The organism is Pseudoalteromonas holothuriae (genome assembly GCF_945859825.1).
GTDB lineage: Bacteria > Pseudomonadota > Gammaproteobacteria > Enterobacterales > Alteromonadaceae > Pseudoalteromonas > Pseudoalteromonas holothuriae.
In genome coordinates this window covers 211860-229647 of the sequence record NZ_CAMAPC010000003.1, presented here as the reverse complement: position 1 = coordinate 229647, position 17788 = coordinate 211860, and the positions used below count along the sequence as shown (strand labels likewise).

12 protein-coding genes are annotated in these 17788 nt (G+C 39.9%); 7 read left to right on the top strand and 5 right to left on the bottom strand.

The features are described from left to right. The first annotated feature begins 228 nt into the window (after nt 1-228). Nucleotides 229-2889 carry a hypothetical protein gene (locus tag OCI93_RS05325; RefSeq protein ID WP_261625933.1) on the top strand — a complete coding sequence of 887 codons (2661 nt, stop codon included), beginning with the start codon at nt 229-231 and terminating at the stop codon, nt 2887-2889. Between the two features lie 40 nt (nt 2890-2929). Further along, on the top strand, nt 2930-3715 hold the full coding sequence (locus OCI93_RS05320) for a YwqJ-related putative deaminase (RefSeq protein WP_261591261.1): 786 nt from the start codon (nt 2930-2932) through the stop codon (nt 3713-3715). Nucleotides 3716-4987: 1272 nt separating this feature from the next. Here the strand turns inward: OCI93_RS05320 and OCI93_RS05315 are convergent. Then, on the bottom strand, nt 4988-6319 hold the full coding sequence (locus OCI93_RS05315) for a M43 family zinc metalloprotease (protein WP_261625932.1): 1332 nt from the start codon (nt 6317-6319) through the stop codon (nt 4988-4990). Nucleotides 6320-6857: 538 nt separating this feature from the next. On the opposite strand from OCI93_RS05315, the gene OCI93_RS05310 reads away from it, so the two are divergent. Next, nucleotides 6858-9002, top strand: a complete 2145-nt coding sequence (locus tag OCI93_RS05310) for a winged helix-turn-helix domain-containing protein (RefSeq protein ID WP_261625931.1) — start codon at nt 6858-6860, stop codon at nt 9000-9002. A gap of 217 nt (nt 9003-9219) precedes the next feature. Here the strand turns inward: OCI93_RS05310 and OCI93_RS05305 are convergent, their stop codons facing one another. From OCI93_RS05305 to OCI93_RS05290, 4 genes are all read right to left on the bottom strand, one after another. Then, entirely contained in the window at nt 9220-10314 is a 1095-nt protein-coding gene (locus OCI93_RS05305) for an NAD(P)/FAD-dependent oxidoreductase (RefSeq protein ID WP_261591264.1), read from the bottom strand. A 3-nt stretch (nt 10315-10317) separates the two neighbouring features. Then, complete coding sequence (locus tag OCI93_RS05300) at nt 10318-12264, bottom strand: LodA/GoxA family CTQ-dependent oxidase (protein ID WP_261591265.1); 1947 nt, start codon at nt 12262-12264, stop codon at nt 10318-10320. Between the two features lie 186 nt (nt 12265-12450). Next, entirely contained in the window at nt 12451-13167 is a 717-nt protein-coding gene (locus tag OCI93_RS05295) for a helix-turn-helix transcriptional regulator (RefSeq protein ID WP_261591266.1), read from the bottom strand. A 40-nt stretch (nt 13168-13207) separates the two neighbouring features. Beyond that, nucleotides 13208-13525 (bottom strand): hypothetical protein, encoded by a 318-nt coding sequence (locus tag OCI93_RS05290; RefSeq protein ID WP_261591267.1) that lies wholly within the window; start codon nt 13523-13525, stop codon nt 13208-13210. 285 nt (nt 13526-13810) lie between these two features. Between OCI93_RS05290 and OCI93_RS05285 the strand changes: the two genes are divergently transcribed. The 4 genes from OCI93_RS05285 to OCI93_RS05270 all read left to right on the top strand — a co-directional run bounded on the left by OCI93_RS05285 (nt 13811) and on the right by OCI93_RS05270 (nt 17763). After that, the gene (locus OCI93_RS05285) at nt 13811-14638 is read left to right on the top strand and encodes a delta-class carbonic anhydrase (protein ID WP_261625930.1); all 828 of its coding nucleotides are present in this window, start codon (nt 13811-13813) and stop codon (nt 14636-14638) included. 98 nt (nt 14639-14736) lie between these two features. Next, nucleotides 14737-15117 (top strand): BlaI/MecI/CopY family transcriptional regulator, encoded by a 381-nt coding sequence (locus tag OCI93_RS05280; protein WP_261625929.1) that lies wholly within the window; start codon nt 14737-14739, stop codon nt 15115-15117. Between the two features lie 2 nt (nt 15118-15119). After that, complete coding sequence (locus tag OCI93_RS05275; protein ID WP_261625928.1) at nt 15120-16466, top strand: M23/M56 family metallopeptidase; 1347 nt, start codon at nt 15120-15122, stop codon at nt 16464-16466. A gap of 4 nt (nt 16467-16470) precedes the next feature. Beyond that, nucleotides 16471-17763 (top strand): M23 family metallopeptidase, encoded by a 1293-nt coding sequence (locus OCI93_RS05270; protein WP_261625927.1) that lies wholly within the window; start codon nt 16471-16473, stop codon nt 17761-17763. The last annotated feature ends 25 nt before the right edge of the window (nt 17764-17788 follow it).

The window sequence follows — 17788 nt, the reverse complement described above, 5'->3', positions numbered from 1 at the left end:
GTTTGCATAAGTGCTAGCCTGTTAACGTTTTGCGCACAAAGTTGCATTTTAGTGTGCAACCTTTGCAAAAACACATTCGAGTTTGTCACGCTCATTGTATATGCCCAGCTGATTAAGCATTACAGGCCGTTTGGGGCACATATTAAAGTGGGCTGACAAAAACGTTTTATCATTTAGGTTTGTAAATACAACAAAATATAATACAAGCCAACAACAGGAATCGTTAGTATGAACAACAAGTTGTTGAGTAAGCGGTGCTGCGTAATTGCAGTAGCATCGGCTTTTTCAAGCGTGGCATACTGTGCCAGTATTACCATTGATGAAGCGGTGATCCAGCGTTTTGGCATTACCCAAAATAGTTTAAAAAGTAGTGTGGGGAACTGGGTTGAGGGCCGATATTTACCTTATACGAATAACGGTAATAGCTTTTCGATTTCGATTAATGGGGTGAGTTCGGTAGTAATACAGAAACCAGATATAAATTGTAACTATGTGGTAAGTCTTAAGCACTTAGCTGGTGTGCCATATGCCTTTTTGTCTTCAGGGGAAGAAAATTGTGGTGGGATTGGAGCCTCACCGGTTGTTTATAGTGAGGCAGCCAAAAAACTTGCGGGACAAAAGCATATTAGAATCGGAGGGTATGCTTACACAAGTAAAGATACTGTAGTGTTGAGTAACGCGAGTAATGCAAGAGAAGTTGCTACTATTTATCCTGATGGGACGCGGTATCTTTATTTAGGAAACAAAAATCCACAGACTGATGTATTGGCACAGTTTGAAATTGAAATCGTTGACACTTTAAGCAATAAGATTCGGCTAAAATTAAGACATAATATTGGTAACTTATCAGATAAATATTTAACACGAACTGATAATAAGCTATCGGTTACATCTGCGCTGGACTTTGCGCCAGAACGAGGGATATTTAGACTGGAGTATTTTAGCGATGAACAAGCAGCATCAAGAAACATAAACGCTGGCGTTGCACTTATTGCAGATAATGAAAAGTACTTAGTACAAAGCGACCGCAATCGTTCCCTATCACTTTACTATCCAGAGTATAGAACATTTGGCCGTGCAACATTTAAGCTATCTACATTGGAACATCTTAGCGGTATTGGCAACGTACCGAATGTTCATGGCAAAGACCCAGACAGTTTACTATTAGCGCAAGAAGCAGAAATTTTGGATTTCGAGTCGTTCCATGCGCCTTTAAAAGAAAAGGACTACCCTGAAAACCTGATTTTTAGAATCAATGAAGTACCTGATATTAGCGATACAAAAAATTACTTTTCGCCATTATCCAGCGTATTTTTAGAAGCTGACTATGATGCTGTTTATGATATTTTTTCTAGTATCAAGCATCAAAGTAAGGTGATTGGGGCTGATTATGTCTATCCAATGAAAGCCGTGGTTACGGTTGCAGATCAAGACGGCAATCAATATCAAATCTATGATCAATACCATATGAGTAGTGGTGATTGGACCCAATTAAAAAGTGATGCAACCGCTGCTGCGGCTAGTCGAGAGCCAGGTAGTGTTGCTGATTTAAGTGCTATGGTCTTACCGACTTATATTGAAAAGGATCAGCTTACTTTTGTTGCGGACACTAACTGTAATTCAAGTGATAAAGTAGCGTATATTAAGGCATCAAACAGCTGTACTCGTTATGAGAACAATTATAGTGATTTAAAAAGTAACACTGAAACACCACGCTTTATTGCCATAAAACTCGCTTCTAAAATTAGCGTAAACAAAGAGGAAACATTTAGTCATCAAAAAATGATATCGGCAGCATCTGGCGTGTATAAAGAAGCGTTAAATTATGTGCTTTCAGAGCAATTTTTGCAAAAAAAGACGGATCTGGATGCGCTGGGTTACCTTGGTTATTTGGCAACCGTTGGTTTAACCAGTGAAGATAAGGCAAAACTGAGGACTTATTTAACCAATACTCTCAGTACAAATGCATTAAGTGTTATGCGCCCAGCAGCTAGAAGCTTTCCTGATGTACACCAAGTGTACAAAAGGCACTATGCAACCGGTACTGATTGGGCCAAAGAGATAAACTCCCGCCATGAAATTCTCTCAGAGGGCATACAAACCCCTTATCTAGATACGTTTGCATTTACCAAGTTTAGCGACATGCCTAATCATGCAAAGTATACCGCATCGCCTTATTCACTTTTGCCACAATATGATGCGCCATTGATTATTTTTGGCACTATGGTTGGTGCACTGCAAACCATTGAAAAGATGCAAGGCGCAGATGCTGCACATGCATTCTATGCCAAAAATGGCCAAAACTACCACAAGCTTTATAAAGCGTCTGCATTAGTTTTGAATCAATACGGTAAAAAATGGATCCCAGCCACAGACCGTCCACTTAGAAGAGAGTCAATTATATACCACGCAGCTTATGAATATGCACAGCTTGCTTATGATGAACCTAGTGAAGTATTGCAGTCATTTTGTGGCTTAAGTAATGAGCAAAGTAAGCAAACACTCACAGAGGCAAAATTGGCTGATTGCGGGTTGGTGGAATTACATTTAGAAGAGCAAGAAATTGCAGCAATAAAACAACATGAAATAGCACGCTTTATGCGCGTTGAGAAAACCCATGTTGACGGTGGTTGGGCTGAAATCCTGTTTCCATTAATAACCGGTCCTTTGGTTGATTATCTGTTTACAGGGTCATTATTTGGGGAAGAATTTGAGGCACTTTTAGAGGACTTGGCAACCACGGATGCAAGTGAAATTGAACTGGAAACTGTAGGCAGTGAGGAAGTAGCCGAAGGGGAAGCTGGGGAGGTTGCTGGTGAAGCCGGCGCTACAACAGAGCTTGGAGAAGGCCTCACAAATACCCGCTTTAGCTCATATTGCTCAATTTAATTATTGATTTAGTTACATAAATTTATTTAAAGGTTTGATCATGAAAAAATCACTCTTACTGGCTTTACTCTTAGGTATGCCGTCAACACATATACTTGCCGCTGGAGAGGGGGCATGTGCATTACCAAGTGCAGGCGAAGAAATTGTTACTGAAGACTTTCGAGGTGGTGCAAACTTATCGGCGGAACAAAGACTTAGGCAAGAGGTATCACAAGAAGCGCGGTATTGGTCGCTCTCAAAGTCAAATAGCAATGTGTTTAAGCTAAGTAAAAGTCGCCTTCGTTCAGCAGCAGCCTATGCAAAAGCAGAAACTAAAATTGGCGATCAGCTGATGCAAACAGAAGGACACATTAATATTCCTGTTCGATATAGTAATGTAAAAAATGAAAGCTGGATCACGACAGTTGAAAGTGGGGATGGAGAAAGCCTATATAGAATCAACGATATAGATAAATACATGGATCGAGTTGAAGTTGAATATGCAAAGCTAGGCGAGCGAGTAAATCCATTGACTAGAAAATATATTCAAGAGTATTTATTGTTTGAAAACGACGGTGAAACGCTTTGGACTGATGGTGGTCGCTTGCTGTCAGAGCCTAAGGGGCTACCCGGTATGCATGCAGAAGTACAAGCATTTAATCGTATTTTAAACTTGTCTGAAGATGCAGGGGTTGTGTTATCTGAAGGAGAGCTTAATAGTATTACTTTGGCAACAGCGAGGGTAAATGCGTTGGAGAACCTCAGTGGCATTGATTTTGGTGCTTGCCCAAATTGCTATGGTATTTTGTCTCGCACGGGAATCAATATTGTGACTGATGACTTCTAACAATGAATATTAGGGGCTGTTGATCTTTGCTGTGTGTTTTTACAGCAGTCATTCGCAACTGTCATAAGCTATTATGCTGCATTGCTCATTTCGTGTAATGAAAGTCTTTGATTTGAATCAAACTCATACCTCAAAGAGCAACAGCCCGATTACCGAAAGGGGTTTATTTTTCGAGGTAAATATTATGACGACATGTTTGGTTTTTAAGCAAGATTAAGTCTGTATTATGTGGTTGTTCCCCATAAATGGGCGATAATGGCGCATAAAGGCCAAACATGCGCTTTTTTTGGAGTAATAAATTTTTTGTTGCTCAACTTCTATCAAGCCCTTTAAGTAATAAGTTTTGCGTCACGATTAAACCATTTGAATAGCACTGCCTCAAGGGATCAACCAAAGACTTACACTGCGTTGTTATGAGCATTAACATAGATTTTTATGCTGCGTGGTCCATTTCTAGTATTGAAAGCCTTAGATTTTAACAAAATTCATACCTAAAAGTTCAACACGCCCTAATGTCGTATGTTGCAATATGAATGCATAACAAATTGATAAAAAACAATAAAGCTGTTTAAAAATAGACGTGCCAGCGTTTTTGAAAGTATACTGAACATCATTAATGTGTCATTTCTCGTTGTTGTGTATAACCTATCTGATGGTCTTCAAGTGATTAATATTGCCCCTACCAGAGCCGATTTTAGCTTTATACTGTACATATGTTGCGAGATCCATAGAAATGATGTATTGGAAAGGCTGAAAAACAGTTACTACTGATTTACAGTGTGTAATAAAACACTTGACGACAGAAGATGATGTTTTATTCAATACTAAGGCGCTTTCTTGTAATAGCTGGCTATGGCAAGTGAAAGCAACGCAGATAGAGAGCAAATTCGCTTATTCTGCTATTGAGTTGCACATTCGTGTTATCAAGAAGGGCAATCAAGGAATGGGAGATCTTGCCCTTTAATGGTTCAGCAAAGAATATGGTTTATTTTTTCATTAAAGGTGCCAGAAAAGTGGGAGTATTTATTCAAAGCTCGCATCAGGTGATGAGTCGTTTTATTATCGAGTTTGAAGAGTATCTCGACAGATATATTAGCGAAATGGCAGTTCCATAGAATTTTTTACAAGGTCGATACTAAAGTGTCTATTATTGGTCCTGTAATACATCCATCAGGCTGAGTAGTGGTTTAATGGTATTTCCTATAAACCAGTTTACTCACCCTAATGATTGTATGCATATCAGTAAGTTGAATTATATCCGCTAAGAGAAGTTTATTGTTTGTCGATATTGTTATGGTATAACTGCTTCAATGGTCCAGAAGTCACCCAGTTGCGCATTATTTCTGCTTGGCTTATTGAGAACATCCTTTTATCGTTATCATCGACACTATTATTTCGCATATAGTTGAACAGTAAGTCTTGGTTGCGGCAGTTTAGACTTTGTTGTGTATCCCCACCGCAAGGCAAAAATCGATGACCAGACTCAGGGCCCTCAGTAATATGCCCAATTAACCCCAAAAAGTGCCCAAATTGGTGAGTCAGTGTTTTTTTCAAATTTGGATCAAATGTTCTGTTGTAGTTCGCTAATGCGCGGTAGTCAATACTAATCCCAGATGCAACTTCAGACGTACCCGCTAAATATGCGACGGCATCATCAACTTGTTCAGGTGATTTTTCGCCCACCCAAATATTAATGTACTTATTACTGTCATACATTGAGCCTAGGATACTGGCAGCGCTAATAAACCCCTGATCAGCAACACGATTAATCCCATTAAATGGTCTATCGCTGGGGGTATGTGTTGCTAAATAAAATTGAATGCCTACATCAGCTATAAAAGGTATTTGCGCGGCTGGAATTTTTGAACGCCCTGAAAAGTTTTCCAGATCTTCTAGCAATTTTGATTGTCTAAAGTGTAAGTTGAGTAATTCAATCTGTCTTTGTATTTTAGAATCTTCTATTTGGACGTTGTCGTTTTCTAATACATGCACAACCACGGGTAGGCGAATAGTATGAGTAAATGCTTCAGGGGTATCAAATGACGATTTAAACTTTGCTAATAAGTGACATGGGGATTGTGCATTTTTTACAACCCAAGTACCAGCATCGTACTCTGAGCCGCACCCTTCGATGCTTTCTAACTCGTAATCTTGTTGTGGCTTTACTTGAATCTCAAAATGACTACCTTGTTCTACGGTTTGAGCGAGTGCAACAAACTCGCCATACCCTGATGTTGAGCTTGTTACGGCAATGGGGGGGCTGCTTACTCGGCTAGTGACTTTAATAGTACATACTTTGCCATTACCCATTACCTGCACTTTATTTTTACTTTTGTTAAGGAGTGCACCACACCCTTGAACTTGGTCTATTAGAAAGTTAGGTTGAGTTACTATTGTAAATTCGCCTTTTTCACCTTGTGCTAAGTTTAATAGCTCAGGTGAGATTGATAGCATTTTATCGTCAAACTCAACGCTAATATCAGATTTAGTCGATGTTGGTTTTTGCACATTATCGATTTGTGAAAGTACTGTTTCAGACTCACCTGAACAGGCAACGGTAAACAGACTGAGTAAGCCTGTAGCTAAGATGCGAGAACGAATCATTGAATGTATCCTCCTAATTAAAAATGCCGTTATACGACATAAGAAATGGGTAATTTAAAGGTATGTTGTACTGTGATTTCTACGCAGGGTATCACTGACCTGCTAAAATTAAGCCTTAATAGTTCTTAATAGTTATTTCACACTCTTAACGGTTTGAATTTAGTTTTTAAGTTGTTGATTGTAAGGTTTACTTTTTTGTTTGGTGTTAATGGTGACAAAAAAGAAAAGAAATGTGTTAACGCTCTTTACGCCAATGCGTTTTAAGCCGGACTTACTTATGCAAAGTATAGAAATGTTAACATTTCTATACTTTGCATTATCTTTTTGTTAGTTATTTTGTTTTGGTTTTTGACAAGCTGGTCTGAGGTGCTGTTTGGTCATCGCGCAATGATGTATAGGCAAAAAAAGTTGTGCTATAAAGCCCAACTAAAATAAAAACGAACCTAATAATTTTAGCGGTAATAAAGCGTATTTATGGCATACAGTGTATTTTACCGTTTTGGCTTAGGCAATTGAATAACAACTAAAGGTGCTTAGTTTGCAAGTTAAAGTCGGAAAATGGATATTAGAGGAGAGGGCATTCTGTATTGTTTGTGAAGATAAACAAGTAGAGTTGAGCCCAACTGCATTTAGGCTTTTGCAATTATTTGTGTCGCATGGCGATAAAGTTATTTCCATGTCAACAATAAAAGAGCAAGTTTGGCATACAGAATTTACCACAGATAACCTTGTTTATCAGACTATTCGCAATCTGCGTTTAGCTTTGGAAGATGGTACAGAGCAAACATATATAAAAACAATTCCAAGATCTGGTTATCAATTAATTGCGCCAATAGTTAAACAAAATGACGAGTTGGTTCAAGCGGTAGCTGAACCAATCGAGGGCATTTCAAACAAGTACTCAAAGCTATTGTTAACTGTTTTTATTGGTGTCACGATGGCCGTTGTATTGGCCAGTATTATATTTATTTATTTTATTAAGCCTCAATCAACAGATTCAGTTCATATACCAGATTTAGTTGTTATTAATGGATTTTATCAGACAAAAAGCGACTCATTTAATCAACTAGTGAGTCAATTATCTTCTGCGTTACATATTGAGTCAGTTCAACGCGCTGAGCACGCTAGTATGCGAGAAGCTATCAATGCGCTAGGGAGTGGAACAAAAATCGTCATAGAGCATATACCAGATAAGAATGCACTGTTAGCTATGGTATTTATGGGCTTGCCATCAAGATTAATTCATATTGAAATGCAAGCGCTTGGCAAAAATGATCGCGAATTGATCTCCAATATTGTAAGCCGTGTTAAAACGCCAATGCTAAAGCAGGGGAACTCTGGGATAGCAGAGCTTGTGAATGCGAGCAAAGAGTTAAAAGCTCTGGTTGCTTTATCAAACAGCGAGCAGTTAAAAACAGCCATACAATCATTGCACAATGACATCGAACTAAACAGTTTCAATGAGCAGCAAAAAGTTGCTAAACGTGCATTCGTAGATATGCTATTAGCGTTTTATAAAATTGAACACTTTGATAATGAAAGATTGTTATCTGGTGTTAATTATTTATTGGCGCGATATCATCAAAGTAACTACGCCATTATATCGGCGGCGCTTTATTTGGCTAACCAAGGTAATGCACACTTTGCATTTCAATTGTTAGAAAGGTTAGAGCAAGATCACTTTGTTACCTTTATTCAGGGACTCATACATCTGGAACTAAATGAAGATCCGCGTGCCTTGAAGCATTTTGAAAAAGTTTATAAACATGAGCAGAGCTTTGAAGATAATGCTTATTTTTATTTTTACGAGCTATTTTATAGTGAACGTGAATCGCAGTTAGATGCTTATCGTAGTGATTTAGAACGGAGCAACTATGCCTCAAATGGTATTCATTATGTATTTTTTAATTGGTACTTAAAACATGGGCAATTTGAACAGGCCATGTCTTTGCTGTTAAGCATGAAAGAACGATTACAGTGTAGTGATGATATGACAAGGTCGTTAGCAATGCTTAATTCGGCGTTAAGAAATACGCAGTGGAGCGAGCGCTGGTTGCAAAAACTAGATGGTCTTAACGCCCGTGACTGGGGCATTCCTTGGTTAATATTTTCAAATTATGTGATGCAAGGTAAGCTGGCTTCATATTCAAATTGGTATAACGACTATGTCTCCAATGTACTGGCAAGTCACAGTTTATTTGAGCCTGTGTTTCTCAATGCCATGACTCAACTTGCATTAGAGGATAAACAGCAAGCTATGCAAAGCCTTGCTTTTATGACAAGTGCCTCAGGAAGTTTTAGTCAAGATCCAGTCATTGACGTTGCAAAGGCCATTGTCAATGTGCGATTAGCACCGGCTAACCCTGATGAACGGGTTAGCTTATTGTCACAATATGAAGATTCGGCGCTCGCTTTAAAAGGAGATGAAATTGCTTTACCAGAATTTGTAATGGCAAGTTACTTTACACTTTATGGAGATGTTGGTAAGGCTGAGCAAGCTTTGATTTTAGGGTGTATAAAAAGCCCTGCGATGTGCAATGCATGGCAATTTTTCCCTTTGCTTCAAGGTGCTGCCAGTACCTTAAATGTTGAGCGAGCATTGCAGCATGCTAATGATCTAATAAAAAGCTCACAACCAAAACTGATCGAGCTGAACAAGCAGCTTTATGATATTTGCCAGTGACAAGCATTGTTAATGATATTGATGTTTATAGCTGGGAAATAAGCCCCCAAAGCGGGGGCTAAGAGTTAAACAACATGTAGGTTATGTTTAATTGTAAACACTGGCATAGCTGTCCCCGCGCGGTAAACAAGTATGCAGAGTATCTACTAATTACCGTTATACACTAAATTGTATACATTATACATGTTTTTGGTTGTATTTTATTTTACTTTGTTATTTAACATGCCATATCGGCCTGTGCATAATATAAATTTCTGTGGTTTAAATACTGTTGCCAAATAGCATCCATCTGCAGTTGAAACTGGCTTGGCGTATCATTATGCAACAGCCCGTTATTTTTGATTAAATCAGTGAGCTGTATAGCACTTGCCATGGCGTTGAACATGCCTTGAGATGAAAGCGGGTCAAAACTCATGGCCGCATCACCAATGGCAAACCATTGTTTATCAGCGACTTGTTCCAGCTTAGATGTATTCGCAGCGACGACACCATGTAGTACCTCAGAACCTGGAATTATTTGTTCTATCAGTGTTCTAAATCCGTTCGTTTGATGGGCCTTTTGTAAAAAGGCGTCAGTATTTTTATAGTCATTTTTTTGCAGTTGCTGTGCATTTAATTGCCAAGAGACCACGCGAGGCAGGCCTATTGCATTTACACTCTGCGGCATTTGAGATGGCAATGGTGCGCTGTACCACCATCCCTTATCACTACTGGCGATTAAAGCCATGCTTTTTGATATGTTAAATTGAGCGGTAAGCCAAATTGACATTAACTTGTCTAGTTGCTTTCTAACTACACCTTGTTGACGCGCAAATACACAGTGCCTACCACTGGCATCAATCACAATATCTGCATATAAAGTATGTTTTTTTTGGTACTGTTGATATTCAATTTGCCACTGCTGATTTATGTAGTTACTTGTGACTAGCTGAACGGGGTAAATACAGTGAACACCCGTTTGCTTTGCTTGTGCTCGTAACTGGCTTTCAAAGTGCCGACGGTCTAGGTGCCAGCCGAGACCGTCGGGGTTACGTAAGTTATCAACTATCGTTGGTTGCGTGCTGCCCCAATACGAGACCATACCCTGACTAATAAGGTGTGGTCCATTATCAATTAAGTGTTCTATATGTAGCTGTTTTAAAATGCGCCGAGCCGCTGGTGGCAGGCATTCCCCCACTTTGTTAGACACCTGAATGTGCTTATCTAGTAGCGTTACATCGAAGTGTTTTGCCAATGCTAAAGCGGCTGTACAACCTGCAATACCTGCTCCAATAATAGCAATTTGGGTGCGTTTAGTGGTCTCGGCGCACATAGTTTATTTATCTCCTTGATAGCGATTAGCTTTGTCAGTTGCACTCAAGTCAGGACGATGCCGCGTTTTGTCAGCATGTTTAAACTCGGCGCGTTTACTGGCTTTAAATACCACACATGGTTCATCGTTGTTGGGCGTGAGTCCAACTTGCATGGAGGAGGGAAAGTCAGTTACACCCAATTTAGTTTGTTCCAATACAACTGCCAGCTGTCCAAAGCCCGTTACCATAGAGTTAATTTGTGCTTCATAGTCATCTGATGGGCCTATGGGTAGATCATCTAACCAAAACTCACGTTCATTAAATGCGGCTTGACGTTGCTCAATAGGCTTACTTTCATCAATAACGATGTGGTAGTTTTGTTCATTAAGCATGTTGTTAGGCACGCGTGCAGGCCAAAAAGTGGGCAAATAGGGGTCGTAAGCTGAGTTGTAACCATCTCTGCAACTTGCCGTGTCAGTTTGCCAAGGGATTGCCATCCATCGAGTTATGCCCCCTGCAACTTGACCACTTAGCAGCGGGCCATCAGGTTGGCGGGTAATTTCTGGTGTCATAACAGGTCCGTAATTAATGCCATGAGTGGGGGCTGTGTTTGTTGCATGGTGTAAACGATACGCTTCACTGTACATACCAGCAGTGCGCATAGGCCAAGTCATTTCGCATCCAGGATGAAAGGCATCAGCTAAACAAAACTCCATAGCAGCGCGCGTTAGCATATCAGGTTGCTCCGCAACAGGTAGGTCATCAATGTATTTGGCGCTTTGGTAGCTAGGGTCGTAATCAGCAATAAAGTCGCCATCTACCCATTGTGCTAAGGCGTTAAGTTGTAGCCGTGTCAGTGAGCTAAATTGCCTTGGTGAGTTGTTTGCATTAGTCCCCATTGCATCGCCATATATCCATGGCCATTGTTGTGCTGATAAGGCGCTGGGTTTGGGGTCCCATACCGACACTTTATAAGGGTTTTCGCCGGTTACAAATTCGCAGTCTAATCGCCTAAAATTGTGATATAAAGTGCGACGGCTTTCTTGCCAGATAGGTGAAGGGTCTGCAAGTTTTTTTAACCATTGCTCAGACGTAAAATCAAATGGGCTATTCCAGCCAAAGCCCGCTGCAAATCCCGCATTTACCCACTGTAAATTGGTCATTCGTTGGAAAACAGGCAGTATATCGTGGGTAAAAGAGGGTTGTTTAGGTTTTGGTAACATATCTGCGGTGACCGCTACATCACGCATGAGATCCCACATGGTCCGCACTGATTTTTGTAGTGGCGCATAATCTGGTGGCGCGCATATCACCCATGCAGGTTTTACAGGCAGTGCTTGCTCATTAAAAATAACTTTGGCGTTAATTGGGCCATCGGAGGTATCATCATACCAACCGTCATTGTTACCAAAGGTAATGGCAGGTTCACCTTTTAGATTTTCAGACTTTCCATGGCCACCGAGCATAATAAGGCGGCCTTGCTCATCGGTACGCATCTCACCCAAATAAACATCTTTATCTTCAAACTTACCGACAAACTTGGTGTTATTACCATTTTGTTCTGTGCCAGATAATTGATTTGAACCACCGTCGATCAATAAAGTGCTTCTATCTTGGGTGGCCTTGTTACGAAGATATGAGGGCGGTGCTGTGACAGCTTCGGGAATGTCCAAAGCTAATTGAAATTCGTACCAAGAGGACTTTTGATTGGCTAGTTGGGCGTGCCAAGTGATGTTGGCATTGGTTGCTGTCAGTTCTTGTACTACTTCACCAGCAGCATTTAGGCCATAAATACGAAACCGTGCAGCTTGGCGCTTGAGAGCGCCAGTTTTATCGCGGTAAAATTCTTCACTTTGCACTGGTGGCTCGTTTACCTCAGGACCAATAAAATACGCTTGCTCGCTATTACCAACTCGCATCACGCCTATTGGTGGGTAGATAGCAGCGCTTACAATAGTTGTGTCTGTCATTGAAATATTCCTTCACTTAAATTTGGTCGTGCCTGTCATTGAAAATGTTGCGGTAAAAACCAGTTAACAAGTACAGGCATAGTGTGAGCATTGCGCTCGAAGGGTAAGTGTATGCGTGATTTTAAAGTTCGCCAATTACGTGACGTTACATTTAGAAATAGGGATATAATTTACGTTGCTGTAAAACTAACAAGAGACAGGATTTTCGTCACTTTCATTAGCATATTTAGCTCTAATTAACGCTAAGTAATGCGTTAAATTTTTAGTATTATTAGTTGAGAAAGGTATGCTTAAAATAGTTAGGCTTTGCATCCTATCTAAGCGAAATTCGCGATAGTCTTGTCGCAGCTGACAAAATGCAATTAAGGTCCATTTTCCCCCCCAATATACGAGCCCTAAAGGTTCTAAGGTTCTTTCGCTGTGATTGTCATTCACATCTTGATATTGCAACTTAACGCACTGGTAAGATTCAATGGCTGTGCGCAGTGTTTCGCTAAAAGTCTGCTGTTGCGCATCATGTTTAAAGCTCGAGACCAAATAAGGGGAGTGCTCACTGTGATGTTTAAGTTGCGCCGGAAGTACCGCTTCGATTTTTTCAATAGCAGATTTAGCATGATTACTAAGAGTTGGGTCAGTCCACGCGCTGACCATTTTACTACCCAATAATAGAGCTGTGAGCTCATCTAAGCTAAACATCATAGGAGGCAGCGGGTGGTCACTGATGAGGTAGCCGATACCCGCTTCTCCTTGCACGGGTATACCGGAACTTTGTAGTGTTTCAATATCACGATAAATAGTACGTTCAGAGACTTCAAAGCGCTCAGCAAGTTGCTTTGCTGTAACAGCAAGTCGCCTACCTTTGAGCAAATTAACGAGTTGAAATAGCCGCTCTGATTTATGCATAGGAACGTACTTTGTATTTTACTGAATGAGTTGGCGCAGCTTAGCTACTACATTGGGTTTGTGCAATAATATTGTGCTGAGTCATAGTGACTGACTGTTCATCAATTACTTTTAAAAACGCGATGCAAGCTTCAGACTCCTTAAATGCTTTTTCGACCATATTTAAGTCTTCAATAGATTGCCAGTAGCTTACATCAACATAACCATTACCGTTTTGATGAGTTGCTAAAGAACGATACAAAAAGCCAGGCTGTTCCTGTAGAAAGGCTTGAAATGCGTCACTCAGTGGCATTAAATCCGATTCACTTACACCTTGTACTAATTTAAATTCAACAATTTCAAATACATTCTGAGACATGTTTATTTCCTTACTGGTTAGGTTATTTAAGTCGTTAAACAGTAAACCACGAAGAAGTGTCAAGGAGTGTCAGTAGTATGGGCGTATTTAAAAATCAAAGTTAATAATCTCATTTACGCTCAACTTGCGTATTACAAGGTCTGCTGAGAACTCAGGCCCTGAGTTTTTTATTATTCGGATAAAAGCAATTTTATATGTTTTATTTCAACATGTTAAATCCTTATTTTGATCTTTTTTGCGTTTTATACGTTATGATTTATATATTTAACTATAAGGAAACATGTCATGAGAAAGAAAACAGCTTTAGCCTTGGTACTAACGGCAATGATACCTAATTTGGCTATTGCTGCACCGAATGTGCAAGCGAATGACCATAAAGAAATATCAGATAAAGCTTATGAAACACAATTTGGGCCTCAATCTCCGCGAGATATAGATGTTGACAATGGTAAAAACCCAGTTATTTTTTCTAAAGCGCCACCGAGTTCAGTGTTGAACTTGTGTAATATTCACTTTCATAAAAATGCAGAGCATCGTGGTGGTGAATTTACCAAGCCGGTAAATTCAAGTGTGAATGAAGCTGGTTTTTTATATACAGGGCAGTTGAATAAGAGTGAACTGATGCCTTATGAACTGCCGGTATGTAAAGCTAAAGGCTCAGGGTTGAAATCTGGTGACACTATTGAATTACATTATGTGTATAGCACTGCACCTGTTAAACCTGGTGAGACACTAGGTGCGTGTTTAACTGAACATATTAACAATCCACAACTGCGTGTTGAAGCTCAAGTGATGGTGCTAACTAATGATGGTAATGGACAAAACTTTAATACTCTTGCCGAATTTGAAAAAGTAAATGGTTACTATCAAGCAGTCAACCTTTCCGATACAACAGGCAAGCCAGTCGAATATACAGGTTCTACCACTGGGCCTAGTTATAACGATAAAGGGTCTCCTTTTAAGGTAACGTGGAGTGTGCGCCCTAAAGTTTTAAAAACAGACATAAAGAGCGTTGGGAAATGGTGTGAGCAAAATACCTTTAATGAACATGCGGCACATGATGTGAGAAATTTGGTGACTAACCCTCAATATTTATCGCCAATTTTGAACTAATCACTTTATCTTCTGGTAATAATTTTAAAAGTGTGACTTGTGTCGCACTTTTTTGTTTGTTAAGGTGCGACATATGTCACATAAAGAGCATGTTAAAAATGAAACCAAATACAACAGAGCTGGAAATACTTAAATTACTTTGGCGTCATCAGCCAAGAACCGCAAAGGAAATTCATGATGCGATTCACGTTAAGTTTAATTGGTCTTACTCTTCAACGCGTAAAACACTTGAGCGCATGGGTGAAAAAGGGTTACTGATTATTGGTGAGCAAGGTAATAAAAAATCTTATAGTGCTCAAGTTGATAAAGTAGCAACACTTGCTGCTTATGCCCAAGAGTTTGCGAAGAATGTGTTTGAGTTAGATGGACCACTGCCTGTGAATATGTTTGCAGACAGTCGACTGATTGAAGCTGAAGAACTCAGTGAGCTTGAGCATTTACTCGAAACGCTATCAGAGCAAGATAAGCGGGAGGGCTAAGTATGAGTTTTATGGCGCTAACCAACCTATTGGCCTGTTTAATTCTTTGGGTGCTGCTGAGTTTCGCCTTATTAGGGTTGGGAAAGTACCTAACACGATTTAACCCCGCAATGCCACAGCTTTGGTGGGGGTTGTTAGCGATAAGCTTTGTGCCTTTTTTGCCTTTTAATATGCAGCAGCACTATCAGGCATTACCCGTCGCTTTATTTGCAGTTTCAGAGCATGCTGAGCAAGTTAAATTGCAAACTGAATTAGTGGCTAGGAGTAGCTTTAGTTGGGACTTTAGTGTGGTTTTGGCCATTTTAATGGTTATTTATATCGCAGTGACGGCAAAGAAATTAATGCGTTTTTGGCATGCTCACAATGTTATTAACGATTTACTGGCTATGGGTGAGCCGACGACGTTTACGCAAACAAATATTCAAACCGTTGTTTTGCCGGTAAATTGTAGCCCCTTTGTCAGTGGGCTTTGGCGTAGTAAAATAGCGTTACCTAAGTGTTTTGTGTCGTTACCGCAAACGCATAAAAATACCTTGCTATATCATGAGATGACCCACTCTCTATATCGAGATCATCACACATTATTTGTGTGGCAAGTGTTATCATGCTTTTGTTGGTTTAATCCTGCGTTATATAAAATGCAAGCTGCTTTAGTTAAAGCGATAGAAAGCAGATGCGATCAAAAAACCATTACACGGTTTGCTTTAAATAAAAAAACTTACGCACAAGCTATGCTTTGGGTGCTCAAATACTGTGACTGCGGCAATAAACAGCAAACGGGTGTGGCATTTGCATCAACAGCTTTGTCGTTAGAAGATTATAAGCAGCGATTAACGAATGTAATGTTACCAGTCAAAGCTAAAACGGGTCGAATATGTTTAGGGTTGATATTAAATGCATTACTGCTTTTTGTTGTGAGTAGTCAATTACGACCAATGTTTACTCCTAGCGAACCGAATTGGGCACCTCCTTTAGAGACTTACTTTATAAGCTCTCACTTTGGCCATATCAGTCAATTTAGAAATAACAAAGCTCACGCTGGCAGTGATTTAGTGGCACCTAAAGGCACATTCGTGTCATCAGTTGCAACAGGAAAAGTTTTGGTAGCCGACTCGCAAACACTTCCTAGTAATTACGGTAAAGTAGTACTGGTTCAACACAGTAATGGCTATCAAAGTCTCTATGCCCATTTAGATCAAACATTTGTAAACAAAGGTGACTGGGTCACTGTTGGTGGCCACATTGGCACAGTAGGAGAGACTGGTAAAGTGACAGGCCCACATTTACACTTAGAGGTTTTGCATAAAGGCAAAAAAATTAACCCATTAGATGTCATAAAAGTAAACTAATCTTATGAAAAAAATACTTTTTACCGTATTGAGTACGGCTCTTTTCGGCTGCGTAGAAAACGTCTCAGACCCAAAAACTGAAGTGCAAAATAATGTGTCGCAAGCGACTGTTAGTCATTCGACTCAATTGCCAAAAGTTGCTCAAATGAATGAGCAGCAGTCAAAAACGAATCATAATAAGACAACAAAAACATTGGTTTTGAGTGTCAAGGCGGGGCAGTCATTAATAGGTTTACTCAAGCCATTTGGTTTTACTGAACAGCATGCTTGGCAAGTCACTGAGTTAGTAAAGCCAGACATGGACCTAAACCGTCTGAATATAGGTCAGAAATTTCAAGTTGAGTATAATGAGCAGGGGCTTGTAGCACTAATATTTGCGATTGATTTTGCCCAGCGTTTGCGTGTAATACGTAATGAGACTGGTTGGCATAAAGCGCTTTATTCTATGTTAACCAAGTCAAAACAGGTATTGCGTTCTACAACTGTATCAAACAGTTTATACGAAGCTGCACAACAAGAGGGTGTGCCACTTGATGTTATTAATCAAATGATTATGGCGTTTTCTCATTTTATTGATTTTCAAAGGCAAATACAAAGTGGCGACCAACTCACTTTAATGTTTAATGAGCAACAAGTATTAGTTGCTGATGCATTGTATGACCGAAAAGACAACCCGACTCAACTCTTGTATGGTCACTTAGTCGCAGGTAATGAGTCGTTTGAAATTTTTCATCACCAAGGTGATAAATTAATTGATGGGTTTTACTTTGCTGATGGTAGGCCCGCTAGAAGCTTATTATTAAAAACGCCTCTAAATGGTGCGCGCTTATCTTCTCAATTTGGTCGTCGAAAACACCCTATTCTAGGTTATACGCGTTTGCATGCGGGACTAGATTTTGGCGCTCCAATGGGTACACCAATTTTTGCCGCAGGTAACGGTACAGTTGAAAAAGCCAATTGGGGTGGTAGCTTTGGTAATCGAGTATTATTGCGCCATGCGCATGGATATAAAACATTATATGCGCACTTAAAAGGGTTTGCGCCGGGGATCAAGCCAGGCGTGAAAGTAAAGCAAGGTCAAACGATAGGTTATTTAGGTAATACGGGGCTTTCACAAGCGAGGCACCTTCACTACGAGGTACATAAAAACGGTAAACCTATAAACCCTTTATTACTTAAAAAAGTGTCACAAGTTAAAATGCAAGGTAGTGAATTTGCTTGGCTTCAAGATACAGTTATCAATATCCAAAGTATGTTGGAGAAAGAGCGACTAGCAATGAATGCAGTAGAATTTTAATGTGCATTAAGCAGATCGCGACTTA